This is a genomic window from Streptomyces sp. NPDC051105 (genome assembly GCF_040682795.1).
Lineage (GTDB): Bacteria > Actinomycetota > Actinomycetes > Streptomycetales > Streptomycetaceae > Streptomyces.
Window position 1 is genome coordinate 643,196 of record NZ_JBFBBR010000002.1, and the last position, 24,200, is coordinate 667,395.

Below are 24,200 nucleotides of genomic sequence, written 5' to 3' on the forward strand. Positions count from 1 at the left end.
GCGGTCGCGTTAGCCCCTTGTGGATGGCCCGGGTTCACTACGATGATGCTTTGAATGTCTGTGGGTCGGGTAGGGAAAGGATTTGCCCCGCGATGTCGATGCGAGCGACCGTAAAGTCCGTACTGGGTGAGAAGAATGTGCGGGTCCTACGACGACTGAAGCGGCGCTTGTCCGCCCAGCCGGCCAAACCGGCCAAACCGACGGGGCTGGACGCGATCTCCGGGGATCTCAACAAACTCGCCCAGCACTTCAAGACGGACAAGTGGGGAATACACCGCTACACCCAGCACTACCAGCGCCATCTCGGGCACCTGAAGAACGAGTCGTTCAATCTGCTGGAAATCGGCATCGGTGGCTACAACAGGCCAGGTCAGGGCGGTGCCTCCCTGCGCATGTGGAAGCAGTTCTTCCCGAAGGCACGGATTTTCGGTATGGACATCCAGGACAAGTCTTTTGTCGACGAGGACCGCATCACGACGTTCATCGGAGACCAGTCCGATCCGTCATCCCTGAACGCAGTCGCCGACAAGATCGGTGAGCTGGACGTCATCATCGACGACGGCAGTCACCGTAGTCCGCATGTGCTCACGACGTTCGCCACGCTCTTCCCCCGGCTCAAGGACGGTGGCATCTACATCGTCGAGGACACGCAGTCCTCGTACTGGCCCGAATGGCAGGGCAGTGAGGATCTCGATGCCGCGCACACCAGTATGGGGATGCTGAAGCGGCTGGTGGACGGACTGAATTACGAGGAATTCGTCGTCGAGAACTATCAGCCGACGTACACCGACCTCAATGTGGTGGCCGTGCACTTCTACCACAACCTGGTGATCATCGAAAAAGGCAGGAATGCCGAGGGCAGCAACAAGCGCAGCGCGCTGAAGCAGCGCTACGCCAAGTCCTGACACCGCTCACCCGAGGGGGGCCCAAGCCACGGCTCGGTCCCCCTCGAGGCGTGTTCAGGCCCGCAACCGCTCGTAGTACGCCAGGCACTCCGCGTACGTCGGGAGCAGCCCGGACGCCTCCGCCTCCGCCAGGGACGGCGCCTTGGCGTCCTTCTCCGACAGCACCGGCTCGAGGCCCTCCGGCCACGCGATGCCCAGCGCGGGGTCGAGCGGGTCGATGCCGTGCTCGCGGCCCGGCGCGTACCCGGCCGAGCACAGGTACACCACGGTGGCGTCGTCGGTCAGCGCCATGAACGCGTGGCCGAGGCCCTCCGAGAGGAACACCGCGCGCCGGTTCTCCTCGTCCAGCCGCACGGCCTCCCAGCGGCCGAACGTGGGGGAGCCGACCCGGATGTCCACGACGACGTCCAGCACGGCGCCGCGCACGCACTTGACGTACTTCGACTGGCTCGGCGGCACGTCGGCGAAGTGGATGCCGCGCAGCACGCCCCGCCGGGAGACCGAGCAGTTGGCCTGGGCGAGGTCGAGGTCGTAGCCGAGGGCCTCGCGGAACTCCGCGGCCCTGAACCACTCGTGGAAGCTGCCCCGGTCGTCGGGGAAGGCCTTGGGCTCCTGGACCCAGGCGCCTTCGATGTCCAGCGGTCGCACGGTTCCTACTTGCCTTCCTGTCGTACGGACTTGCCCCTGCCCAGGGCCCTGACCAGGGCGCGGCGCACCGGCACCGGAAGCCTGCCGGCCAGCTGATGGACGAGGCTCGGCTCCGGCTCGTAAACGGTGCCGGGCGCGGCCAACGGGGGCTTGTTCGGGGCCCTCCTGACCACCTTCAGGCCCTTGGCGGAGCTGCGGACGACGAGCGGCGGCGCGAAGAAGCGCGGCTCGGTGGCGTCCGCGATCAGGCACAGGGCGAGCCGCCAGGTGCCCTTCTGGAGCGACCGCACCGGCAGCGGCGCGTCCAGCACCGCTCCGCCGCCCTCGGCGGGCGACAGCGTGGCCGGCACCTCCAGCACTTCGGCGGCGGCCTTCGGGCCGGTCAGCCGGACCGATGCCTTGACGTCACCGGCGACATGGAACGGCAGCACCGCGCGCAGCCGGTCGCCCGCGACGGTGAAGTCCTCGGGCGTGAACGCGCCGAAGCCCAGCCGCTTGCTCGCCATGTCGACGTCGAGCGCGAAGTTGTCCTTGACGGTCCAGTACGGCAGCACCCGGCGACCGCCGACCACACCCGGGAACGGCATCGCGGGGAACGGCTCCCTGGACACCGGGAACAGCCGGTACTCCCGGGTCCAGCCGCCGATGGTCAGCCGGATGAACGCGTCCCACAGCCCGGCCGGCAGCGGGGTGCCGCTGGCGGCGGTGGCCGGGTCCACGCCGGCCGTGGCCCTGACCACGAGCCGGACACGGCCGGGCTCGCCCTCGACGGGCAGCGTCTCGCGGGTGATCTCGATCGGCTGGAAGAACTGCGCGTGGGTCTCGCGATCCCGCATCATCAGGTCGACCTTGGCCTTCGCGAAGCGGGCGGCGGTGCCACGCTCCAGCCGCGCGACGGCGTCGGCGACGGTCTCCGGCGGGCCGTCGGGCTCGACGACGGCGGTGTCGGCCGGGTAGGTCTTGGGCGTGCCGTGCGCGCTGTACTCGGCAGTGAAGTCGATCTTCAGTGCGCCGCCGTCCCAGGTGACGCTCTCCAGGGCCGTCGAGGGGCCGATGGAGGCCTCCCACTCGGCGAGCGCGAGCACGTCCTCGTAGCGGCCGACGCCGGCCAGCTCGGTGACCACCCGGTGGACCGGCTCGAGGAGGGCGAACACGGAGGGGCCCATGCGCTCGGCGATCACCTTGTGGATCTCGTCGAAGAGTTCCCTGCGGTAGTCGTCCGGCAGCTTGAGGAACCGATTGCCGCGCAGCCGCTCGCCCATCTCGCTGCGCAGCCAGCGGCGGAACATCCGGTCGCGCCTGGGGCCGGGCTCGGTGTAGCGCTCGACGACGTCGAGGGCCTCACGCAGGTTGGCGAAGTAGCCCACCGGGTCGAAGCGCTGGAAGCCGGCGTTGGAGGCGTCCTCGCGCTTGATGTGGTAGTAGCAGACGTAGTCGCTGAGCACGGAGATGTTCGACGCGCGCAGGTACGCCTCGGCCACGAAGACATGGTCCTCAAGGCGCCTCCTGCCCTCGGGGAAGCGCAGCCCGATACGGTCCAGGAAGGACCGGCGCAACATCTTGTGCGGGGTGAGACTGTCCATCAGCGGAGCGTTGTCGACGGTGGCCCGCGGGCGGTTGTGGCGGAACAGCTCCACCGGCACCGGGCGCCCCTTGCCGGCCATCTTGCCGATGATCAGGTCGGCCTCGTTCTCGACGCCGTAGTCGTACATCCGCTCCAGGGCTTCGTCGCCGAGGAAGTCGTCGTTGTCGACGAACATCACGAACTCGCCCTTGGAGGCCGCGATGCCGACGTTGCGGGGCTTGCCGGACCAGCCGGAGGGCTCCTGGTGGATGACGTGGACGTGCGGGTGCTCGGCGGCGAGCGCGTCGAGCCGGGCCGGGGTCCCGTCGCTGGAGCCGTCGTTCACGAAGATCACTTCGTACTCGTCGCGGGGCAGCGACTGCCGCAGCAACGAGGCGATGCAGTCCTCGATATAGGGCCCAGGATTGTAGACAGGGACGACAACGCTGACCTTGACCGGCATCCGGTTTCCTAGCCCCCTGGATAAGCCGTCGGTTTTCCTGGACGGCACGTACACGTGGCCGAATGCTAACCCGGTCCTCACCCCGGGTGTGTCTCACCCTTTGGTCAAGACCGGGTCGTGGAAGGTCAGGCGTGCGTCAAAATGCCTGCTCAGCCGCGGGTCTTGGCGAGCAGCTCCAGGACCTCGGCGGTGCTGCCGGACTCGCCGAGCCGCGGGAAGATCCGCTCCACGCTGCCGCGGTGCGCCTCCGGGTCGGCGTCGGCCATGGCGTCCGTGGCGAGCGTCACGTGGTAGCCGTGGGCATAGGCGTCGCGGGCGGTGGACTCCACGCCGATGCTGGTGGCGATGCCGGTCAGGACGATCTGGGTGACGCCGCGGCGGCGCAGCTGGACGTCCAGGGCGGTGCCGTGGAAGGCGCTCCAGTTGTGCTTCGTGATGTGGATGTCGCCGTCGTGGCCGGAGAGCTCGTCGACGACGATGTCCCAGCCCTCGGGGAAGGCGAGACCGCGTGGCCCACCCTCGGTGCGGCCCGGGACGGCGTCGGAGCCGTCGGCGGCGAAGGACACCCGGACCAGGACGACGGGCAGGTTCTGGGCGCGGAAGGCGTCGGCGAGCTCGACGCTGCGGGCCACGACCTCGGCCCCGGCGTAGGGCTGGGTGGGCATGCCCACGATGCCCCGCTGGAGGTCGATGACGACGAGGGCGGTACGCGGGTCGAGGGTGCTCAGAGACATGGGGTGGATCAGGCCTTTCGAGGGGCTTGACGGGGTTGGGGGGTGAGCCGGGCCAGGGAACGGTCCGGCAGGGTGATCGCCAGCAGCAGTGCGGATCCGGCGAGCATGAACAGGGCCAGGCCGTGCAGCCCGCCCGTGTCGGCGCGGTGCGGGAAGAACGCCGCGGTGGCGGCGGAGGCACCCAGCGCGCCGAGGTACATGAAGGTGCGCAGCAGCCCGGCGCCGATCAGCAGCCCGCCCGGCGTCGGGCCGATCACGGCCACCGTCTGCGCGGACACGGAGCGCGGAGACCAGCCACACCGTCTCGGCGGGCGGGGCCCCGAAGGCGATGCCGATCGGCACCAGGGCCACGGCGATCATCGAGGAGTTGATCGGGTTCCAAACGGAACCCAGAACCATCGGCGCGATCAGTCGCCGGTCGAAACCGTCAGGGGCGGGGCGGGTGCCCTGCGGGATGCGTCCGGTGGGCTTCGGTATCACGGTCGCGAGAGCCGTTCCAGCAGTTCGAACGCGGTGAGCAGGGTCTGGCGCTCCTCCTCGGTGTACCGCTCCTGGAAGGCGCGGGCCAGCCACTCGTCGCGCACCTGGCGGTTGCCCTCGACACGGGCCTGTCCGGCCTCGGTGAGGGTGACCAGCTGGCGGCGGCCGTCCGTGGGGTCGGGACTGCGGCGGATCAGCCCCTGCTGGTCGAGCGCGGCCAGCGTGGCCGCCATCGACTGCGGCCGCACGCCCTCGGCGGAGGCCAGCGCGCTGGCCGTGGCGGCGCCGTGCTTGGAGACCAGGGTGAGCGCCGACTCCTGGGACGGAGTGAGGTCCGTGTCCTGGGCGACCTCTCGGATACGGCGGCGCAGTCTGCTGAACACCACGCGCAGATTGCGCGCCGTGCGGGTCGCGGAGTCCGAGATCTGAACCATGTGGGCCACCCTAGGACCGTCAGCCAAAACTGTCCAGCTGGAACTGTTAAGTTCAGGCTGAAGATCTCGTGCGATCGTTAGGCTGGCCCTGTGCGCCTGCTCCTCACCTCCGACACGCACCTCCCGGTGCGCGCCAAGCGGCTCCCGGACCGGCTCCTCGCCGAACTCCCGCGCGCGGACGTCGTCCTCCACGCCGGCGACTGGGTCGACGAGGCCACCCTCGACCTGCTGGAGAGCCACAGCCGCCGGCTGATCGCGGTGTACGGCAACAACGACGGCCCCGGCCTGCGCGCCCGGCTCCCCGAGGTCGCCTACGCCGACCTGGGCGGCCTGCGCTTCGGCGTGATCCACGAGACCGGTCCCGCCCAGGGCCGCGAGGCCCGCTGCGCCGCCCGCTTCCCGGACCTGGACGTCCTGGTCTTCGGGCACAGCCACATCCCCTGGGACACCACGGCCCCGACCGGCCTGCGCCTCCTCAACCCCGGCTCGCCCACCGACCGCCGGCGCCAGCCGCACTGCACGTACCTCACCGCGACCGTCGCCGACGGCACGTTGACGGAGGTGACCCTCCACCGGCTGCCACCACGCCGGCCGACGCCGTGACAGCACGCGCGGACGTATGAGCGGTGGCGCGCCGAGACGGGCGCGACCTGGGTTGTCGGCCGCCCCGGCGCGCCGGCCTCGGGCTGGCGGGCCGGAACGACGTGGACCTCGTCGGAGGCAGCGCCGGGATCGTCTACCGGGTGCTGCCCGCGGCGCGCGCCGCGGGGATCGTCGGCGAGGCGGTCCAAGGGCTCGGCCGCAGGGCTCTGGACGACCCGGGCCGGTACCGGCTGCGGCTGTGCCACTCGGCCACCGACCCGGCCTGCCGGCCAAGGTCCACGCCCCGTCGGCGTCGAGTCCGCGCGCAGCCCCTGCCACAGCGGCCCAGCAGACAGGGCGGACCTGGCGGTCAGTGCGCGGCGGCCGCGTGGATGGCCCCGGTGGTCGTCGTCAGCGGCGCACCGCTGCCGGCCCAGCGCAGGGCGACGATCTCGGCGGCGACGGACACGGCGACCTCCTCGGGCGTACGGGCGCCGAGATCGAGGCCGAGCGGCGAACGCAGCCGGGACAGCTCGGCCTCGGCGAGCCCGGCCTCGGCGAGCCGGGCATGCCGCTCCTCGTGGGTCCTGCGGCTGCCCATCGCCCCGATGTACGCGGCCGGCCGGCGCAACGCCTCCTCCAGCAGCGGCACATCGAACTTCGGGTCGTGGGTGAGGACGCAGATCACCGTGCGGTCGTCGGTCGCGGTGCCGCGCAGATAGCGGTGCGGCCAGTCCACGACCACCTCGACGGCGGCCGGGAACCGCTTGGGCGTGGCGAAGACCGGGCGGGCGTCGCAGACGGTGACCCGGTAGCCGAGGAAGTCACCGATGCGGGCCACCGCCGCCGCGTAGTCGATCGCGCCGAACACCAGCATCCGCGGCGGCGGCGCGAACGACTCCAGGAACACCGCCACCGCGTCCTCGCGGCGCTGCCCGTGCGGGCCGTAGTGCCGCAAGGCCGAGGCTCCGAGCGCGAGTTCACCGCGCGCGTCCGCGGTGACGGCGACGTCGAGGCCGATCGCGCCGAGCGTGCCCGCCGCCCGGACGGGCCAGACGGCGAGTGTGGCACCGCGCGGTGCGGGGCCGTCCACCACCGTGGCCACGGTCACCGGCTCGCCCGCGGCGACCGATGCGGCGACCGCACCGAACGCCGGGTCCGACGCGGCGGTCACCGGCCGCACCAGCACGGTGATCTCACCGCCGCAGGTCAGCCCCACCGCGAACGCGTCCTCGTCGCTGTACCCGAAGGTCTGCAGCCGCGGCTCGCCGCTCGCCACGACCTCCTGTGCCAGTTCGAACACGGCGCCCTCCACACAGCCCCCGGAGACGCTGCCCACCACCTCGCCGTCCGGCCCCACCCCCATGGCCGCGCCGGGCCCGCGCGGTGCGCTGCGGCTGACCTCGACCACCGTGGCCAGCCCGAACGGGATCCCGGCCGCGTGCCAGCCGGCCAGCGCCGGCAGAATCTCGCGCACGATCCGCTCCTCTCGCCGCCCGCGCCCGCGGCCGCTCCAGCGCCGTCAGGCCGGTGCCCCTCGAAGAAGAAGGCGTCGTGGGCCGGGCGGCGCAGCCGCCGTTCCGGCCGCGGGCGGCGCGGCAGGGCGTGCCTCAGGGGGGGCGCCCACACCACCTGGTGGGCCAGGGCGTGCAGCCGGCGCGTCTGGTGTCCGAGCAGCTCGGACAGCGGACGCAGATCACTCTATGGCCGGGTCCCGGAGGCGGCGAACGCTGCGGCGGGGCTTTCGTTGAACGTTAATCCATTGCCATCGGGTGAGGCGCCCTGCTGCACTTCCCCCTGACCTGCTGACCCGACGGCTCACCGAGAGGACCACCGATGCGCACTGCGTGCATGTCCACCCAGGAAGGAATCCCACCCATGCCGAAGGACATCACACTCAGTGCACCTGCTCAATCTCGGAATTCTCGCGCATGTCGACGCAGGTAAGACCAGTCTGACCGAACGGCTGCTGCACGCGGCCGGGGTCATCGACGAGATCGGCAGTGTCGACGACGGCAGCACCCGGACCGACACTCTCGCCCTGGAGCGGCAGCGCGGCATCACCATCAAGTCCGCGGTCGTGTCGTTCCCTCTCGACGGGGTGACCGTCAACCTCATCGACACCCCGGGCCACCCGGACTTCATCGCCGAGGTGGAACGGGTCCTCGGGGTGCTGGACGGCGCGGTCCTGGTCGTGTCGGCGGTGGAGGGCGTCCAGGCGCAGACCCGCGTGCTCATGCGGACCCTGCGGCGGCTGCGCATCCCCACGCTGATCTTCGTCAACAAGATCGACCGGCGCGGCGCCCGGCACGAGGCCGTCCTCGCCCAGCTCGCCCGCAGGCTCGCCGTCCCGCTCGTCCCGATGGTGCGACCGGTCGCGCTCGGCACCCGTGCCGCCCGCTTCGCCCCCGGCCTCGGCCCGGGTGCGGCGGATGTGCTCGCCGACCACGACGACGCGCTGCTCGCCGCCTACCTGGACGGCGAGGTCTCCGACGGCCGGCTGCGCGCCGCGCTCGCCGACCAGACCCGGCGGACCCTGGTCCACCCGGTCTACTTCGGCTCCGCCGTCACGGGCGCCGGGGTACCCGACCTGATCGCGGGCGTCGAACGGCTGCTCCCCGCCGCCGCCGGCGACCCGGCCGGCCCGCTGTCGGCCACGGTCTTCAAGGTCGAACGAGGTCCGGCGGGCGAGAAGATCGCCTATGCGCGCATCTTCTCCGGCGTTCTCCGGGTCCGCGACCGGATCCCCTTCGGGGGCGGCGGCCGGGAGGGGGCGGAGGACGGTGCGGTCGTAGTCCGTGAGGAGGGCGGGACGGCCGGCGCCGGTGAGCGGAGCCGGGCTGTGGGCGTGCCGGGGGAGGGCCGGGGTGGCGGCGTCCGCCGGGCGAGCCGGGCCGCCGGTGACCGTGAGGAAGGCCAGGCTGTCGGCATCACTGGGGAGAGGCGGGCTGGGAGCGGTCGGTCGGAGGGTCGAGGTGCCGTCCTCCGTGAGGGGGGCCAGGCGGGCGGCGGCGGGGCCCGGGCCGGGCGGCCGGAGGGGCGGGTCACCGCGCTGAGCGTTGCCGAGCGGGGTGCGGAGTCGCGCCAGGACAGTGCCGGTGCCGGACGGATCGTCAAGGTGTGGGGACTCGGAGGTATCCGCATCGGTGATGCGCTCGGCGCGCCGGGACCGGCCCCCGAGCATCACTTCGCGCCCCCGACCCTGGAGACCGTCGTCGTCCCCGGACCGGCCACCGACCGCCGCGCCCTGCATGTCGCGCTCACCCAGCTCGCGGAGCAGGACCCGCTGATCGACGTCCGGCACGACGAGGTACGGCAGGAGACCTCCGTCTCCCTCTACGGCGAGGTGCAGAAGGAGGTCGTCCAGGCGACCCTCGCCGACGAGTACGGCCTCGACGTCACCTTCCGGGAGACGACCACCATCTGTGTCGAACGCCTGACCGGCGTCGGAGCCGCCGTCGAGTTCAACAAGAAGGACGGCAACCCCTTCCTGGCGACGGTCGGGCTGCGGGTGGAGCCGGCCCCGCCCGGCACCGGCGTCGGTTTCCGGCTGGAGGTGGAGCTGGGTTCGATGCCGTACGCCTTCTTCAAGGCCGTCGAGGACAGCGTGCGCGAAACCCTCGGGCAGGGGCTGCACGGCTGGCGGATCCCCGACTGTGCGGTGACCATGACCCACTCCGGTTACTCGCCCCGGCAGAGCCATGCCCACCAGGGCTTCGACAAGAGCATGTCGAGCACCGGCGCCGACTTCCGCGGACTGACCCCGCTGGTGCTGACCGAGGCGCTGCGGCGGGCCGGTACCCGGGTCCACGAGCCGATGCACCGGTTCCGGCTGGAGGCCCCGGCGGACACGCTGGGCGCGCTGCTGCCGGTGCTCACCCGCCTCGGCGCGTTGCCCCAGCAGACCGGGACGGAGGGGTCGCTCTGCCTTCTGGAGGGCGCGGTGCCCGCCGGCCGGGTGCACCGGCTGGAGCAGCTGCTGCCGGGGCTGACCCGGGGCGAGGGCGAGCTGGAGAGCGTGTTCGACCACTACGCGCCCGTCTCGCGCGGAACGGTCCCCGAACGCCCACGGACCGATCACAACCCGCTCAGCCGGAAGGAGTACCTGTTGAACGTGACGGGTCGGGTCGGCGGCTGAGCCACAAGTGCCGCGCAGGTATTCAACTTACTCATGAGTCAGAAGTATTGACGGTGTCCGGAAATCACCAGACTGTAGTGGACATGACTACTATCCGGGCGCGTTTGATCGTTGTCCTGGTTGTCCTCTGTGGATTCCTCGCGGTGGCGGGCGCCCCGTCCGCCACCGCGGCCACCCCGTCCGACTCCCTATGGTTCGACGGCACCTCGCTCACCGTGCAGAACGGCCGTTTCGTCGACGGCCAGGGCCGCGAGGTGGTGCTGCGCGGCTACAACGTCTCCGGCGAGACCAAGCTGGAGGAGAACGGCGGCCTGCCGTTCGCCTCCGTCGCCGACGCGAAGAAGTCCGCCACCGCACTGCGGGCCCTCGGCGGCGGCAACGCCGTGCGCTTCCTGCTCTCCTGGGCGCACGCCGAACCCGCCAAAGGTCAGGTGGACACCGCCTACCTGGCCGCCGTCACCGCGCAGATGCAGGCGTTCCTCGACGCCGGCATCCGCGTCTTCCCCGACTTCCACCAGGACCTGTACTCCCGCTACCTGTTCAACTCGGGCAGCTGGTACACGGGCGACGGCGCTCCTGAGTGGGCGGTGGAGCTGGGGGACTACCCGACCGAGTACTGCGGCATCTGTCTCCTCTGGGGTCAGAACATCACCCAGAACGCGGCCGTCCAGGAAGGCCAGTACGACTTCTGGCACAACAACTACGGCCTCCAGGACGCCTTCCTGGCCACCGCCCAGACCACCATGACCTACCTGGCCCAGCACCTGACGTCCGACGAGTTCGCCGGCGTCGTCGGCTTCGACCCGTACAACGAGCCGTACGCCGGCAGCTACGACTCCGGCGAGACCTCCCGCACCTGGGAGCAGAACCGGCTGTGGCCCTTCTACCAGAAGTTCCGCGCCCGGATGGACGCGGCCGGCTGGAGCAGCAAGCCCGCCCTCGTCGAACCGAACCTCTTCTGGAACGGCAACGTCAGCAAGGAGGAGGGCGGCCTGCTGGACGCGGGCACGCTCGGCTCGCGGTACGTCTTCAACACCCATTTCTACGACCAGAAGGCGATCTCCGGCATCCTGATGTGGGGCAACGCCTCCGACGGGCAGTACAAGACCGACTTCGGCACCGTCCGCGACCGGGCCTCGGCCGCCGGAACCACGGCGATCGTCAGCGAGTTCGGGCATCCGCTGTCAGGTACGACCGCCGGCAAGGCGCCGACCGTCGACAAGGCCATGTACCAGGCCCTCGACTCCCGCCTCCCCGGGTCCACCTGGTGGTCCACCCCGGCGTCCTCCGGCCCGGTGCTCTCCGGCACCCAGTGGCAGTGGGACATCTACAACGGCCGCCATCACGAGCTGATGAACGACAACCCCGACAAGGTCCTCACCTCCGGTGACGCCTGGAACGACGAAGATCTCTCGGCCGTCGCCATGAACGACTCCGGCACGGTGACCCTCCGTCAGGACGCCAGGCTCCTCGACCGTATCTACCCGGGCGCCACCTCCGGCTCCACCCTCGCCTTCACCTACGAGGACCGCTCCCGGGACGGCTCCACCACCCTGACCTGGAACCCGGTGCCCAGTTCGCTGCCGAACCTGGCCGCGCTGGTGGGCTCCGGCCAGTACGCCGTCCAGGTCTGGCGCTCCACCAGTGCCACCGCACCCACCGAACTCCACCTCCCGGCGTCCTTCCCGACCGCGTCCACCACGGTCGTCTCCGACCTGGGAACCGTCTACGCACCCCCGTCGTACACGTCCTCGACCCCGGTCGGTGTGTCGGTCGAACCGGGTGGCACGGGCAGCCGCCGACTGCTGCTCAGCGACTCGGACTCCGGCGTACCGCACTTCGCGCTGGTGACGAACGGGGCGACCGCACCGAGCTCTGCCCTGCTGAACGCGGCCAAGGCGGAACTCGCCGCCTGGGTGGCGGCGAAGTTCTGAGCAGTGCTTCGGCCTCCGGGGTGCCGCGCACCCCGGAGGCCGAAGGTCCTGATGGCCGGTCAACTACCGGACGCACCGGTCCAGTCGGCCTGTACGTGGCCGAGCCGCACGCGCTGCGGGTGGTCGCCGACCGGGACGGAGGTCACCTTCTGGCCGGTGCCGAAGTCGATGGCCGTCACCTGGTCGGCGCCCGCCTCGGAGATGATGCAGTCCTTGCCGTCGCCGCTCACCGTCGCCCAGTACGGGGTGGACGCGGTGACGAGCGGCCCCTCCTGGAGGGTGGCCCGGTCGACGATGGTGGCGTAGTTGTCCATCGTCCCGGCGACGCACAGCTTGGTGCCGTCCGGCTTCATCGAGATGCCGTGGTGGCGCGAGTCGAGAAGCCAGGTGGTGCGGTCGGTGCTGGTGGCCGGGTTCGCCGGCAGCGTCTTCACCCGGGTGATCTTGTCGGTGGCGATGTCGTACTCCAGGAAGCCGTTGAAGAACGACACCTGGAAGTACATCTTGGACCAGTCGGGCGTGAAGGCCGCGGGCCGGACCGCGTCCGAGAAGTCCGTGAGACCGATCGCGTTCAGCCGGTCCCGCATGTCGATGGTCTTGACCTGCTTGTAGGTGGTGGCGTCCGCGACGGTGATGTGCCGGTCGCCCTTCGTCCAGTCCCAGATCGGATCGTCGAGCGAGGTGGTGACCTCGCCGATCGCCATGTTCCAGATGTACTTGCCGTCGGGGCTGAAGACGTTCTCGTGCGGCTTGTCACCGGTGGCGAACTCGCCCAGTTCCTTACCGGTGGCGATGTCCAGCACCTGGACCTTGTTCGCGGTGGACGCCGAGACCGCGACCTTGCTGCCGTCGGGGGAGACGGCCATGTGGTCGGCGCGGTAACCGGCCACCGGGAAGCGCCAGTTGACAGTGTCGGTGGCGAGGTTGATGGAGACGACGTCGGCGAAGCTCGGGCGGGAGACGACCACGGACTTCCCGTCGGGCGTGGAGTACATGTCGTCCGCGTACTGGTCGTGCCCCTGACCGACCTCGTTGCGGATCGACGTGTAGTAGATCCACTTGATGGGGTCGGCGTTGATCTCGGCGATCCGCTGGTCCTTGTCGGGTATGACGTTGATCTGGCCGACCTTGGCGAAGTCGCCGGACGAGTTCAGGACCGTCGCGGTGCCGTCCCAGTTGTTGCCGACGAACAGCACCTCGCGCAGAGACGCGGCGGTGGCGGCGGTGGCGGCGGTCGCGGGTGCGGCGGCGGTCAGCAAGAGGGCGGCGGCCACGGAGCAAAGGTGCCTGGGTCTGAAGGCAGGCATGACTGCTCTCTTCTCTGAGGGGGGTGGGGACGCGCGCGTGTGCGGTCACAGGGTCACGGAATCTGAACACGGGCGCGTTCAAAGCGAACTTACTGAAAAGTAAGGAAGGGGTGGCTGACTCCACAAGAGGCGTACGCGAGAAAATTGGCCATCGGGCGGTCGATGGAGGGGGCAGTCTTGGCGGGCAGGATCAAGGCACCGACGGGTCGCTACGGCGGCCGGTCCGCCGAGGAACGCAAGGCCGAGCGGCGTCGGCGCTTCCTGGACGCGGCGCTTCAGCTCTTCGGCGAGACACCGGGGTTTCGTGCCACCACCGTCGCGGCGCTGAGCCACACGGCTGGCCTGTCGACCCGTCAGTTCTACGAGGAGTTCCAGACCCTGGAGGACGTGCTTGCCGCTTTGCACATGGAGGTCAACGCGTGGGCGGAGGCGGCGGTCGCCGCGGCGTTCGGGGAAGCGAAGCCGCTGCCGCTGGTCGAGCGGGTGACCGTGCTGTTCCGCGCGTACGCCCGGGACGTGACCTCGGATCCGCGCCGGATCCGGATCGCCTTCGTGGAGATCATCGGCGTGAGTCCCCGGCTGGAGGAGCAGCGGCTGGCGCGGCGGGCCCGTTGGGTGGAGCTGATATGCACCGAGGCGAACGCGGCGGCGGCGCGCGGGGATGCGGCGCCGCGGGACTACCGGCTGGCGGCGACGGCGTTCATCGGCAGTGTGAACGGGCTCCTGCACGACTGGAGTGCGGGGTGGGTGGACGCGAGTCTGGACGACGTCGTGGAGGAGCTGGTGCGGTTGCTGGTGGGGATCCTGCGGCCGGAGGGGTGGAGGCCGGGGGACTCGCGGTAGTCCGCTGGAGCCCCGAGTCCGGTGCACGGGGCCACATCGCCCCGTGAGCCCGCCGTCATGATCGCTACGCGCACGACCAGCGGTATGGCGGCACGCGCGCTCTCGTGAGGGTGAACGACTCGAAGGGACAGGCGACTTCACGCCTGTCACAGCCGTTGACTTCACCCTCCGGCGGCTCTACGGTCGGCGCGCGACATGTTCGGGACATCGATCCATGTTCGCGATATCGAACACGATGGAGCCGTACCCCCTTCGTGTACCCCCGTGGAGGAGCCGCATGTATCCCCCGCCCAGTTCGACCGGCAGCGGTCTCGTACGTCGCCTGTGGGCCACCGCCGTACGCGCCCTCGCCCTGGCCCTGACGGCCGCCGCCGCGCTCCTCTTCGCCACCCCCGGACCGGCCCAGGCGGCGACGGCCCCGCAGATCTCCCAGCCCACCGCCCCGATGGGCTGGGCCTCCTGGAACAGCTTCGCGGCGAAGATCGACTACGACGTGATCAAGCAGCAGGTCGACGCGTTCGTCGCGGCCGGGCTGCCGGCCGCCGGTTACAAGTACATCAACATCGACGAGGGCTGGTGGCAGGGCACCCGCGACAGTGCCGGCAACATCACCGTCGACACCGGTGAGTGGCCCGGCGGTATGAGCGCCATCGCCGACTACATCCACAGCAAGGGCCTGAAGGCCGGCATCTACACCGACGCGGGCGCGAACGGCTGCGGCTACTACTACCCGACCGGCCGTCCCGCCGCCGCCAACACCGGCAGCGAGGGGCACTACGCCCAGGACATGCTCCAGTTCTCTGAGTGGGGCTTCGACTTCGTGAAGGTCGACTGGTGCGGCGGCGACGCCGAGGGCCTGGACGCCGCCACCACGTACAAGTCGATCAGCTCGGCCGTCGCCACGGCCGCGGCCACCACCGGCCGCCCGCTGACCCTGTCCATCTGCAACTGGGGCTACCAGAACACCTGGAACTGGGCGACGGGCCTCGCCCCCATGTGGCGGACCAGCACGGACATCTACTACTACGGCGGCACGGCGTCCCAGACGAGCGTGCTCTCCAACTTCGACCAGAGCCTGCACCCGGCCGCCCAGCACACCGGCTACTACAACGACCCCGACATGCTCACGGTCGGCATGACCGGCCTCACGGCGGCCCAGAACCACACCCACATGGCACTCTGGGCGATCTCCGGGGCCCCTCTGCTGGCCGGCAACGACCTCACCACGATGACCAGTGAGACGGCCGCCATCCTCAAGAACTCCGACGTCGTCGGCGTCGACCAGGACCCGCGCGGCCTGCAGGGCGTCAAGGTCGCCGAGGACACCACCGGCCTCCAGGTCTACGGCAAGGTCCTGTCCGGCACCGGCAACCGGGCGGTCGTGCTGCTCAACCGCACCTCCGCCGCGCAGAACATCACCGTCCGCTGGTCCGACCTCGGCCTGACCGGCGCCTCCGCGACGGTCCGCGACCTGTGGGCGCAGTCGAACCTCGGCTCGTACGCCACGAGTTACACCGCCGGAGTCCCGGCCGGCGGTTCGGTGATGCTGAAGGTGAGCGGCGGTACGGAGGCCTCGAGCACCGGCTACAGCGCGTCCTCCACCGGCAAGTACACCGGCGTCAGCGCCGCGAGCACCGGCCTGAACGTGGTGGACGTCGCCTTCACCAACACCGGCTCCACCGCCGTCACCGGCACGCTCCAGGTCAACGGCCAGACCGCCACGACGGTCTCCTTCCCGCCGACCGGGTCCTCACAGGGCACCGTGTCCGTGCAGGTCGACCTGAGCAAGGGATCGAGCAACTCGCTCACTTTCACCGGGAGTTCGCTTCCGACACTCGGTTCGATCACGGTGAGACCGATCCCCGGAACCAGCGGCACGCTCCTCGTGGGCAAGGCCTCCGGCCGCTGTGCCGACGTCTACAACAACACCATCACCAACGGCACCCAGGCCGAGATCTGGGACTGCAACGGCGGCCAGAACCAGGCCTGGACGTACACCTCCCGCAAGGAGTTCGTGGTCTACGGCAACAAGTGCCTGGACGCGTACAACCAGGGCACGACCAACGGCACCAAGGTCGTGATCTGGGACTGCAACGGGCAGAACAACCAGAAGTGGAACGTCAACTCGGACGGGACGATCACGAACGTCAACGCCGGGTTGTGCCTGGACGCGTACAACGCGGCGACCAGTAACGGGACTTCGCTGGTGCTTTGGGCCTGCAACGGGGGGACCAACCAGCAGTGGAGCCAGAGTTGAGCCGGTAGCTCCGGTAGCTCCGGTAGCTCCGGTAGCTCTTCGGGCGCGGGTGGGCTGTGGCTGGTCGGGCACACGCGGCGGTAGCCGCATGTCAGACACAGCCCCGTGCCCCTCCGGGGCGCGTCTACGCTCAGGACGACAGTGAGATCAGGGTCGCTGCCGCCCATAGGGCGCAGGCGAGCAGGAAGCCGGCCATGAGCCGTTGGCGCAAGTTCCGGTACCTCTGCTCGTACTCCTGCCTCAACTCCTCGCCGCGTTCGGCCGTGCGGTGCCATGATGTGCGGCTCAGCGCCAAGTACTCAATCAGGAACTGGCCCTCCAGATCCGCCCGTTGGCTGTCCGTCAGCCACCCCATTCGGTCCGCCGCCCGGGCCGCCGCCCTCCGGCCCTCCTCCCGGGTCGCCGCCAGCAGCAGGTGCCCCTCGATCTGCGTGACCAGTGCCCGTTCCTCCTCCCGGGCCGTCATCGCGCGCTCAACTCCCGTTCCACGGTGTGGTGCAGATCGAACGCCGGTGACTCGCTCCGTATCTGGGGGAGCGACACGAAGTTGTGGCGCGGGGGTGGGCACGACGTCGCCCACTCCAGGGAACGCCCGTACCCCCACGGGTCGTCCACCTCGACCTTCTCGCCGTACTTCGCCGTCTTCCACACGTTGTAGAAGAACGGCAGCAGTGACGAACCCAGCAGGAAGGAGAAGATCGTCGAGACCGTGTTGAGTGTGGCGAAGCCCTCCACCGCCAGATAGTCGGGGATCCGGCGCTGCATGCCCTCCGCGCCCAGCCAGTGCTGGACCAGGAACGTGCCGTGGAAGCCGATGAACAGCGTCCAGAAGGTGATCCTGCCGAGCCGTTCGTCGAGCATCTTGCCGGTGAACTTGGGCCACCAGAAGTGGAAGCCGGCGAACATCGCGAAGACGACCGTGCCGAAGACCACGTAGTGGAAGTGGGCCACCACGAAGTACGAGTCGGAGACGCTGAAGTCAATCGGGGGCGACGCGAGCATCACGCCGGTCAGCCCGCCGAAGACGAACGTCACCAGGAAGCCCAGGGTCCAGAGCATGGGCGTCTCGAACGAGAGCGAACCCTGCCACATCGTGCCGATCCAGTTGAAGAACTTCACTCCCGTCGGGACCGCGATGAGGAAGGTCATGAAGGAGAAGAAGGGGAGGAGCACGCCGCCGGTGACGTACATGTGGTGCGCCCACACGGTCACCGACAGGCCGGCGATGGCGATGGTCGCCCCCACCAGGCCCAGGTAGCCGAACATCGGCTTGCGGGAGAAGACCGGGATGACCTCCGAGATGATCCCGAAGAACGGCAGCGCGATGATGTACACCTCCGGGTGGCCGAAGAACCAGAAGAGGTGCTGCCAGAGCAGTGCTCCGCCGTTGGCCGCGTCGAAGACGTGCGCGCCGAACTTGCGGTCCGCCTCCAGTGCGAACAGGGCCGCCGCCAGGACGGGGAAGGCGAGCAGGACCAGGAGGGCGGTCAGCAGGACGTTCCACACGAAGATCGGCATGCGGAACATGGTCATGCCGGGGGCGCGCATGCAGATGATCGTGGTGATGAAGTTGACCGCGCCGAGGATGGTGCCGAAGCCGGAGAAGGCCAGACCCATGATCCACATGTCGGCGCCGACGCCCGGCGTGCGCACCGCGTCCGAGAGCGGGGTGTAGGCGAACCAGCCGAAGTCGGCCGCGCCCTGCGGGGTGAGGAAGCCGCCGACCGCGATGGTCGAGCCGAGCAGGTAGAGCCAGTAGGCCAGCATGTTCAGGCGCGGGAAGGCGACATCGGGCGCACCGATCTGGAGCGGCATGATCCAGTTCGCGAAGCCGGCGAACAACGGGGTCGCGAACATCAGCAGCATGATCGTGCCGTGCATCGTGAACGCCTGGTTGAACTGCTCGTTCGACATGATCTGCAGGCCCGGCCGGGCCAGTTCCGCACGCATGAACAGGGCCATCACGCCACCGACGCAGAAGAACGAGAACGCTGTGACCAGGTACAGCGTGCCGATCGTCTTGTGATCCGTGGTCGTGAGCCACTTGAGGTTCCTCATGCCCCGCCTGTGTCCGGGCGGTGCGCGCCGGTCACACTCGAGGGATGCGACGAGCGTCACGGAAAGGGGTGTGACGATCGGGAAGGTGCCGGACAACAACGGAGCATGAGCAACGACGAGATCTTCGCCGCTGCCTATCGCGAGCACTACTGGGCGGTCAGCCGTTATGTCGCGCGGCGACTGGACGGGCGGACCAGCGAGGTGGAGGAAGTGGTGGCGGAGGTGTTCACGGTGGCCTGGCGCCGCCGCGCCGACCTGCCGGCGGTCCCGCTGCCCTGGCTGTACGGCGTGGCGCGCAACTGCCTCGCCAACGCGGTACGCGGATACGGGCGCCGGCGCCGGCTGGTGGACCGGCTGGGCAACGACGAGACCGCGCACGGACGGCAGACCGTGGCCGGCCCGGACAGCGAACGCCCCGGCTCCTGGGTGCACGAGGCGCTGGGCCGGCTCTCCCCGGCCGACCAGGAGGTACTGCGGCTGACCGCGTGGGAGGAACTCGGCGTCGACGAGGTCGCGGTCGCCCTGGGCTGCGGCAGCCGGGCGGCGGCGATGCGGCTGCACCGCGCCCGCCGCCGGCTCAGAGCCGAGATAGACCGACTGCGCCCCCCTGCCGCCGAGGCTCTTCCCGAGGAACACCGCCATGGCTGACGAACTCGAACTGCTGCGCGCCGCCGACCCCGTGCCCGCCACCGGCCCGCACTTCGGCGACGGCCCGCTGGACCACACCGCCGAACGGCACCTCGCCCGGTTGCTGCAGGGCGCCCCGCCCCCCGGGCGCCGGACCCGGCCGAGACTGCTGTGGTCGCTCGCCGCGGCCCTCGTCGTCGTGGCCACCGCCCTGACCGTGCTGCTCGGCGGCTCCGCCGGCACCCCCGCGGTCGCCGCACCCCGGCCGCTGACCGTCCGCGTCCACTCCCTCCCCGTACCGCTCGCCGAGGTAGCGAAACTGGCCGCCGTCGCGGCCCAGGACGGGTCCCCGGCGCTGCGCCAGGGCACCCACGTGCAGTCCTGGAGCCTCGGCATGAGCGACGGCAAGCCGCCGGTCACGCTGCCCGAGGAGCGGGTGGTGCGCTGGGCCGCGGACGGCAGCCATACCGAAGTGGTGGTGGCGACCGACCCGGCTCACCCAGGCCGCCCGGTCCTGACCGACGACGGTGACCGGTCGAGGCTGGTCGAGGACGGCCAGGTGCTCAGCCGGCGCACCTTCCCGCCGATGTGGGGGGACGCCCCGCCGCTCGCCACACCCCCGCACGACCCGGCGAAGCTGCGCGCCTACTTGACCGAGCTGATCTACAGCCACAGCCTCACCACGTCGGAACTCCTGGACGCCACCCGTGAGTTGCTCGACAACTGGACGCTCGGCGCGCGGGAGTCGGCCGCCCTGGCCGAACTCCTCGCCGACGCCGAGGGGATGCGCCCGGTCGGCCAGGTCACCGACCGGCTCGGCCGGACCGGGCAGGCGTACGTCCACGACGAGGCCTCGGGCGCCCGGCGGATGCTGATCCTGGACCCGGCCACCGGTGTCGTGCTCGGCCTGGAGACCACGTTCACCCGGGACGACCCCGAGTACGGGGTGCGGGCCGGTGACGTCATGGATTACAGCGCCTGGATGCGCTGATCACACCGCGAGCTGCCGGGCCGCCGCGGTCACCGTCTGCTCCAGCAGCACGGCGATGGTCATCGGGCCGACCCCGCCCGGCACCGGCGTGATCAGCGAGGCCCGTTCGATCGCGGTGTCGAAGTCCACCTCAGCGCCAGTCGCGGCCCGCGCCCAGCGTAACCGAGGCGCTGTGCGATCCCGACGGCGGTGCGCCGCCCGCAGAGCCGTCCGCAGCCGTACGACGGACGCGCGCGGAGGTGTGCGACGGCCGTGCCCGGCCCGGTCCGTGCCGAGAAGGTCCAGGTCAGCCGCTGACCTGGACCCTCGCGGTCCTTCCGGCTACTCGTCCCATGCCTGGATCATGATCTGTTCGGCGATCTTGCCGTCGCGCAGCGTGATCATCGACTCGGCGAGTACCCGGACGCCGTCCGCGTACTCGCAGGACTCGCTGTAGGCGGCCTTGTCGCCCTGCACGATGCACTGGTCCAACTTGTGCGTCATGTCCCGGCTGTAGACGTCGTCCAGCATCGCGGCTATGTCCCTACGGCCGTGCAGGACCTTGGGATGGCTGGGCTGGGCGGTGCGGTCGACGATACGGATCTCCGCGTCGTCCGCGTACAGCGCCAGCAGGGTGTTCCCGGTGTTTCCCTCCACGGCCCGGCGCAGTGTCTCGGTGTCGAACGTGGAGCCTGTCGCGGTGCCCATGGTGACCTCCTGCGGGAGCCCCCGACCCGATGCGGAGCGGGCCGCGACAGCCCCACCTTCGAGCCTCCTCCGCCCCGCCGGGCTCGGCAAGCGCAGGCCGGGCGCTCCGCCTGACGGGTGAGGGGGACCGGCTGCCCGTGTCCGGCCGGGCGCCCGGGCCGTTGCTGGAGACATGATCTCAACACGACGTATCGTCGCCGCCGTCGGCCTCGCGGTCGGCGTCACCGGCCTCGCCGCGCCGCTGGCGAACGCGGCCGACGCGGACGCGCAGCACCCCGGCAAGCTCAGCCCGGTCGGCGTGCTCGACTCGCTGGCCCGCAGTGACATCCCGGCGGAGTACAAGGACGAGGTCCCCACGGTCTCGGAGCAGTTGCAGGGACTGAACGGACTCCACAAGCTGGGCGAACTGCACCAGCTCACCGACCTGGCCGCGCCCGCCATGGGACTGGTGCCGGGCATCGGGTCCTGACCCCCGGCCACACCCCGAGGGCCGTCCCGAAAAGGGGCGGCCCTTCGCCGTAGCCGGTGGGTGGGCGGCCGGGTACCGGGTGCTCAGTGTTCGGCGGCCAGGAACTGCGTCGCCGCCGGCTCCGCGTACAGCGGATCCACCGCCACCAGCTCCCGGTGCGTGCCCACCGCGCGGACCCGGCCCGCGTCCATCACCACGATCCGGTCGGCCGTCGTCACCGTCGACAGGCGGTGCGCGACCACCGGTACCGTGGTCGACCGAGCCACATCGGCGACGGTGTCCCTGAGCGCCGCCTCGTTCACCGCGTCCAGCTGCGAGGTGGCCTCGTCCAGGAGCAGCAGCCGGGGCCGGCGCAGCAACGCCCGTGCGATCGCGACCCGTTGCCGCTCCCCGCCGGACAGCTTGGTCCCACGGTGCCCGGCCAGCGTCTCCAGGCCCTGCGGAAGCCGCGCCACCAGACCGTCCGGCCGGGTCGTCTTGAGCACCCGCGTCACCGCGTCCTCGTCGGCCTCCGGGTTGCCGAGGAGCAGGTTGTCCTGGAGTGACCCCGACAGCACGGGCGCGTTGGCCGCATTACCCCAGGGGGGTATTCGCACCGGAAAGATCCGCAACGTTCGACGTGCTCCGTGCCGTTACCGATCGGTCGCGCGTAGGGTCGGGAGACAGGCACGTCAGCAGAGCGACGAAAGGGTCAGGTCCATGGCGCAGGAAGTACGCGGCGTGATCGCACCGGGCAAGGACGAGCCGGTGCGGGTCGAGACGATCGTGGTGCCGGACCCCGGGCCGGGCGAAGCCGTCGTACAGGTGCAGGCCTGCGGGGTCTGTCACACCGACCTGCACTACAAACAGGGTGGAATCAACGACGAGTTCCCGTTCCTGCTCGGTCACGAGGCCGCCGGAGTGGTGGAGTCGGTCGGCGAGGGTGTCACGGAGGTGGCGCCAGGGGACTTCGTGATCCTCAACTGGCGTGCCGTGTGCGGGAACTGCCGGGCCTGTCTGCGCGGCCGCCCCTGGTACTGCTTCAACACGCACAACGCCAAGCAGAAGATGACCCTCGCCTCGACCGGACAGGAGCTGTCCCCGGCGCTGGGTATCGGCGCCTTCGCGGAGAAGACGCTGGTCGCCGCCGGCCAGTGCACCAAGGTCGACCCGGCCGTCTCCCCGGCGGTCGCCGGACTGCTCGGCTGCGGGGTGATGGCCGGCATCGGCGCCGCGATCAACACGGGTGACGTCGGCCGGGGCGACTCGGTCGCCGTGATCGGCTGCGGTGGGGTCGGCGACGCGGCGATCGCCGGGTCCCGGCTGGCGGGCGCCGCGAAGATCATCGCCGTCGACATCGACGACCGGAAACTGGAGACGGCGCGCACCCTGGGCGCCACCCACACGGTCAACTCGCGCGAGAAGGACCCCGTCGAGGCGATCCGCGAGCTGACCGGCGGCTTCGGCGCCGACGTCGTCATCGAGGCGGTAGGCCGCCCGGAGACCTACCGGCAGGCCTTCTACGCCCGCGACCTCGCCGGGACGGTCGTCCTCGTCGGCGTACCGACCCCCGAGATGAAGCTCGAACTGCCGCTCCTCGACGTCTTCGGCCGCGGTGGTGCGCTCAAGTCCAGCTGGTACGGCGACTGCCTGCCCTCCCGGGACTTCCCCGTGCTGATCGACCTGCACCTGCAGGGCCGGCTGCCGCTGGACGCCTTCGTCACCGAGACCATCCAGCTCGACGAGGTGGAGAAGGCGTTCGACCGGATGCACCAGGGCGACGTGCTGCGTTCGGTGGTGGTGCTGTGATGACCACGCGCATCGAACGCCTCGTCACCTCCGGGCAGTTCACCCTCGACGGCGGCACCTGGGACGTCGAGAACAACGTATGGATCATCGGCGACGAACGCGAAGTGATCGTCATCGACGCCGCCCACGATGCCGAGGCCATCGCGGAGGCGGTCGACGATCGCGTACTGAAGGCGATCGTGTGCACCCACGCCCACAACGATCACATCGACGCCGCGCCCGCCCTCGCGGACCTCACCGGCGCCAAGATCTGGCTGCACCCCGACGACCTGCCGCTGTGGAAGCTCACCCACCCCGACCGCGACCCCGACAACCATCTGACCGACGGGCTCGTCATCGAGACGGCCGGCGCCGACCTGACCGTGCTGCACACACCCGGCCACGCGCCCGGCGCCGTCTGCCTCCACGAGCCCGGCCTGGCCGTCGTCTTCACCGGTGACACCCTCTTCCAGGGCGGCCCCGGCGCGACCGGACGGTCGTACTCCCACTTCCCGACGATCATCGACTCCATCCGGGACAAGCTGCTCACCCTGCCGCCGGAGACGAAGGTGCTGACCGGGCACGGCGAGTCGACCACCATCGGCGCCGAAGCCCCTCACCTGGCGGAGTGGGTCACCCGCGGGCACTGACGCCGGGACAAGGCGACGGAGGAGGTCAGGCTTCCACGCGGCCCTCGGCAAAGACCGCGGCCCATGCGCCGGAGGCCTGACCGGCCGGACCGCTCGACGGACCGCCCGGTGACTACGCCTCCGCCAGCGGCAGGCGTCCCGGGTGACCGGGCGGCAGCGCCAGGTCCTCGCGGACGGCCGCGTAGAAGTCGTCGCGGCCGTCGCGCTGCCGCTCCAGCAGGATCCGCCACGTCTCGGGATCCCGCCGCTCCTCCCGCAGGAACCGCTCCATCGCCATGACCGCGAGCACCCACTCCTGCCCCTTCGCGACCACCGCCGGGCTGCCCAGCATGATGAGCTTCTCGCCGTACGGGTCACGGGCCAACTGGGCGGCGGCCAGCAGGGGTTCGGCCTCCTGTGGGGAGAGCGGGTGGGGATGCGGGTCGTTGCCCAGATGGGCGGCCACCCGGTAGTCGACGGAGACGGTCTTCTTCAACGCCTGCGCCCACTCCGCGTACACGGTCAGCCGGCGCTCGTCCCAGCGCGCCTCCTGTTCCCGCCGGAACCGCACCCGGTCACCCCGCACCACGGCGAGATACGAACCGAGCGCGCCGATCACGACGCCCATGAGGGCCGGGAGTTGCTGCAAGAACGCGGACATGCCCGCACGCTATCTGTCCTGT

At 70.4% G+C, this 24,200-nt stretch carries 22 protein-coding genes and 3 pseudogenes; 11 read left to right on the forward strand and 14 right to left on the reverse strand.

Annotation, left to right across the window (positions count from 1 at the left end; all coding sequences use genetic code 11):
• The first annotated feature begins 92 nt into the window (after positions 1-92).
• Entirely contained in the window at positions 93-905 is an 813-nt protein-coding gene (locus AB0N16_RS06860) for a class I SAM-dependent methyltransferase (RefSeq protein WP_365793795.1), read from the forward strand.
• A 54-nt stretch (positions 906-959) separates the two neighbouring features.
• Here the strand turns inward: AB0N16_RS06860 and rfbC are convergent, their stop codons facing one another.
• The 6 genes and pseudogenes from rfbC to AB0N16_RS06890 form a co-directional block, all read right to left on the reverse strand.
• Positions 960-1,553, reverse strand: coding sequence for a dTDP-4-dehydrorhamnose 3,5-epimerase (gene rfbC, locus AB0N16_RS06865; RefSeq protein ID WP_365793797.1), 594 nt, complete (start codon positions 1,551-1,553; stop codon positions 960-962).
• 5 nt (positions 1,554-1,558) lie between these two features.
• The gene (locus AB0N16_RS06870; RefSeq protein WP_365793799.1) at positions 1,559-3,580 is read right to left on the reverse strand and encodes a glycosyltransferase family A protein; all 2,022 of its coding nucleotides are present in this window, start codon (positions 3,578-3,580) and stop codon (positions 1,559-1,561) included.
• 149 nt (positions 3,581-3,729) lie between these two features.
• On the reverse strand, positions 3,730-4,314 hold the full coding sequence (locus AB0N16_RS06875) for an isochorismatase family protein (RefSeq protein WP_365794065.1): 585 nt from the start codon (positions 4,312-4,314) through the stop codon (positions 3,730-3,732).
• Positions 4,315-4,322: 8 nt separating this feature from the next.
• Positions 4,323-4,592: a hypothetical protein gene (locus tag AB0N16_RS06880; protein WP_365794075.1), complete on the reverse strand. Its 270-nt coding sequence runs from the start codon at positions 4,590-4,592 to the stop codon at positions 4,323-4,325.
• A gap of 1 nt (position 4,593) precedes the next feature.
• A pseudogene (locus tag AB0N16_RS06885) lies at positions 4,594-4,794 on the reverse strand (MFS transporter); the annotation flags it as partial.
• Positions 4,791-5,228 carry a MarR family transcriptional regulator gene (locus AB0N16_RS06890; RefSeq protein WP_365793801.1) on the reverse strand — a complete coding sequence of 146 codons (438 nt, stop codon included), beginning with the start codon at positions 5,226-5,228 and terminating at the stop codon, positions 4,791-4,793. The gene AB0N16_RS06890 and the pseudogene AB0N16_RS06885, both read right to left, overlap by 4 nt.
• 90 nt (positions 5,229-5,318) lie before the next feature.
• On the opposite strand from AB0N16_RS06890, the gene AB0N16_RS06895 reads away from it, so the two are divergent.
• Positions 5,319-5,831 (forward strand): metallophosphoesterase, encoded by a 513-nt coding sequence (locus AB0N16_RS06895; protein WP_365793803.1) that lies wholly within the window; start codon positions 5,319-5,321, stop codon positions 5,829-5,831.
• Positions 5,832-6,180: 349 nt separating this feature from the next.
• On the opposite strand, the gene AB0N16_RS06900 is transcribed toward AB0N16_RS06895, so the two are convergent.
• Positions 6,181-7,287, reverse strand: a complete 1,107-nt coding sequence (locus AB0N16_RS06900) for an XdhC/CoxI family protein (RefSeq protein ID WP_365793805.1) — start codon at positions 7,285-7,287, stop codon at positions 6,181-6,183.
• Positions 7,288-7,710: 423 nt separating this feature from the next.
• Here AB0N16_RS06900 and AB0N16_RS06905 point away from each other — a divergent pair, with 423 nt between their 5' ends.
• Both AB0N16_RS06905 and AB0N16_RS06910 read left to right on the forward strand, forming a co-directional pair.
• Entirely contained in the window at positions 7,711-9,948 is a 2,238-nt protein-coding gene (locus AB0N16_RS06905) for a translation factor GTPase family protein (protein ID WP_365793807.1), read from the forward strand.
• Positions 9,949-10,031: 83 nt separating this feature from the next.
• Positions 10,032-11,882 (forward strand): cellulase family glycosylhydrolase, encoded by a 1,851-nt coding sequence (locus tag AB0N16_RS06910; RefSeq protein ID WP_365793809.1) that lies wholly within the window; start codon positions 10,032-10,034, stop codon positions 11,880-11,882.
• Positions 11,883-11,941: 59 nt separating this feature from the next.
• Here AB0N16_RS06910 and AB0N16_RS06915 read toward each other — a convergent pair whose 3' ends face one another.
• The gene (locus AB0N16_RS06915) at positions 11,942-13,189 is read right to left on the reverse strand and encodes a YncE family protein (protein WP_365793811.1); all 1,248 of its coding nucleotides are present in this window, start codon (positions 13,187-13,189) and stop codon (positions 11,942-11,944) included.
• A 177-nt stretch (positions 13,190-13,366) separates the two neighbouring features.
• Here AB0N16_RS06915 and AB0N16_RS06920 point away from each other — a divergent pair, with 177 nt between their 5' ends.
• Both AB0N16_RS06920 and AB0N16_RS06925 read left to right on the forward strand, forming a co-directional pair.
• Entirely contained in the window at positions 13,367-14,032 is a 666-nt protein-coding gene (locus tag AB0N16_RS06920; protein ID WP_365793813.1) for a TetR/AcrR family transcriptional regulator, read from the forward strand.
• Positions 14,033-14,309: 277 nt separating this feature from the next.
• The gene (locus AB0N16_RS06925) at positions 14,310-16,289 is read left to right on the forward strand and encodes a ricin-type beta-trefoil lectin domain protein (protein WP_365793815.1); all 1,980 of its coding nucleotides are present in this window, start codon (positions 14,310-14,312) and stop codon (positions 16,287-16,289) included.
• Between the two features lie 130 nt (positions 16,290-16,419).
• On the opposite strand, the gene AB0N16_RS06930 is transcribed toward AB0N16_RS06925, so the two are convergent.
• Together AB0N16_RS06930 and ctaD are read right to left on the reverse strand one after the other, a co-directional pair.
• Positions 16,420-16,755, reverse strand: a complete 336-nt coding sequence (locus tag AB0N16_RS06930) for a hypothetical protein (RefSeq protein ID WP_365793817.1) — start codon at positions 16,753-16,755, stop codon at positions 16,420-16,422.
• A complete protein-coding gene (ctaD, locus tag AB0N16_RS06935; RefSeq protein ID WP_365793819.1) occupies positions 16,752-18,347 on the reverse strand; it encodes a cytochrome c oxidase subunit I in 1,596 nt (531 codons plus the stop codon). Before ctaD ends, AB0N16_RS06930 begins: the two co-directional genes overlap by 4 nt.
• Before the next feature lie 105 nt (positions 18,348-18,452).
• On the opposite strand from ctaD, the gene AB0N16_RS06940 reads away from it, so the two are divergent.
• The gene (locus AB0N16_RS06940) at positions 18,453-18,995 is read left to right on the forward strand and encodes a sigma-70 family RNA polymerase sigma factor (RefSeq protein ID WP_365793821.1); all 543 of its coding nucleotides are present in this window, start codon (positions 18,453-18,455) and stop codon (positions 18,993-18,995) included.
• Positions 18,988-19,965, forward strand: coding sequence for a CU044_5270 family protein (locus AB0N16_RS06945; RefSeq protein WP_365793823.1), 978 nt, complete (start codon positions 18,988-18,990; stop codon positions 19,963-19,965). Before AB0N16_RS06940 ends, AB0N16_RS06945 begins: the two co-directional genes overlap by 8 nt.
• Here AB0N16_RS06945 and AB0N16_RS06950 read toward each other — a convergent pair.
• Both AB0N16_RS06950 and AB0N16_RS06955 read right to left on the reverse strand, forming a co-directional pair.
• Positions 19,966-20,097, reverse strand: a pseudogene (locus AB0N16_RS06950) (bifunctional 5,10-methylene-tetrahydrofolate dehydrogenase/5,10-methylene-tetrahydrofolate cyclohydrolase); the annotation flags it as partial.
• Positions 20,098-20,286: 189 nt separating this feature from the next.
• Complete coding sequence (locus AB0N16_RS06955; RefSeq protein ID WP_365793825.1) at positions 20,287-20,652, reverse strand: nuclear transport factor 2 family protein; 366 nt, start codon at positions 20,650-20,652, stop codon at positions 20,287-20,289.
• Positions 20,653-20,824: 172 nt separating this feature from the next.
• Here AB0N16_RS06955 and AB0N16_RS06960 point away from each other — a divergent pair, with 172 nt between their 5' ends.
• Positions 20,825-21,121 carry a hypothetical protein gene (locus tag AB0N16_RS06960; protein WP_365793827.1) on the forward strand — a complete coding sequence of 99 codons (297 nt, stop codon included), beginning with the start codon at positions 20,825-20,827 and terminating at the stop codon, positions 21,119-21,121.
• 83 nt (positions 21,122-21,204) lie between these two features.
• Here AB0N16_RS06960 and AB0N16_RS06965 read toward each other — a convergent pair.
• Positions 21,205-21,687, reverse strand: a pseudogene (locus AB0N16_RS06965) (ABC transporter ATP-binding protein); the annotation flags it as partial.
• 133 nt (positions 21,688-21,820) lie between these two features.
• On the opposite strand from AB0N16_RS06965, the gene AB0N16_RS06970 reads away from it, so the two are divergent.
• On the forward strand, positions 21,821-22,909 hold the full coding sequence (locus AB0N16_RS06970) for an S-(hydroxymethyl)mycothiol dehydrogenase (protein WP_365793829.1): 1,089 nt from the start codon (positions 21,821-21,823) through the stop codon (positions 22,907-22,909).
• On the forward strand, positions 22,909-23,538 hold the full coding sequence (locus AB0N16_RS06975; protein ID WP_365793831.1) for an MBL fold metallo-hydrolase: 630 nt from the start codon (positions 22,909-22,911) through the stop codon (positions 23,536-23,538). The genes AB0N16_RS06970 and AB0N16_RS06975 overlap by 1 nt, the downstream gene beginning before the upstream one ends.
• Positions 23,539-23,650: 112 nt before the next feature.
• Here the strand turns inward: AB0N16_RS06975 and AB0N16_RS06980 are convergent, their stop codons facing one another.
• Positions 23,651-24,178, reverse strand: a complete 528-nt coding sequence (locus AB0N16_RS06980) for a hypothetical protein (protein WP_365793833.1) — start codon at positions 24,176-24,178, stop codon at positions 23,651-23,653.
• Positions 24,179-24,200 lie beyond the last annotated feature (22 nt).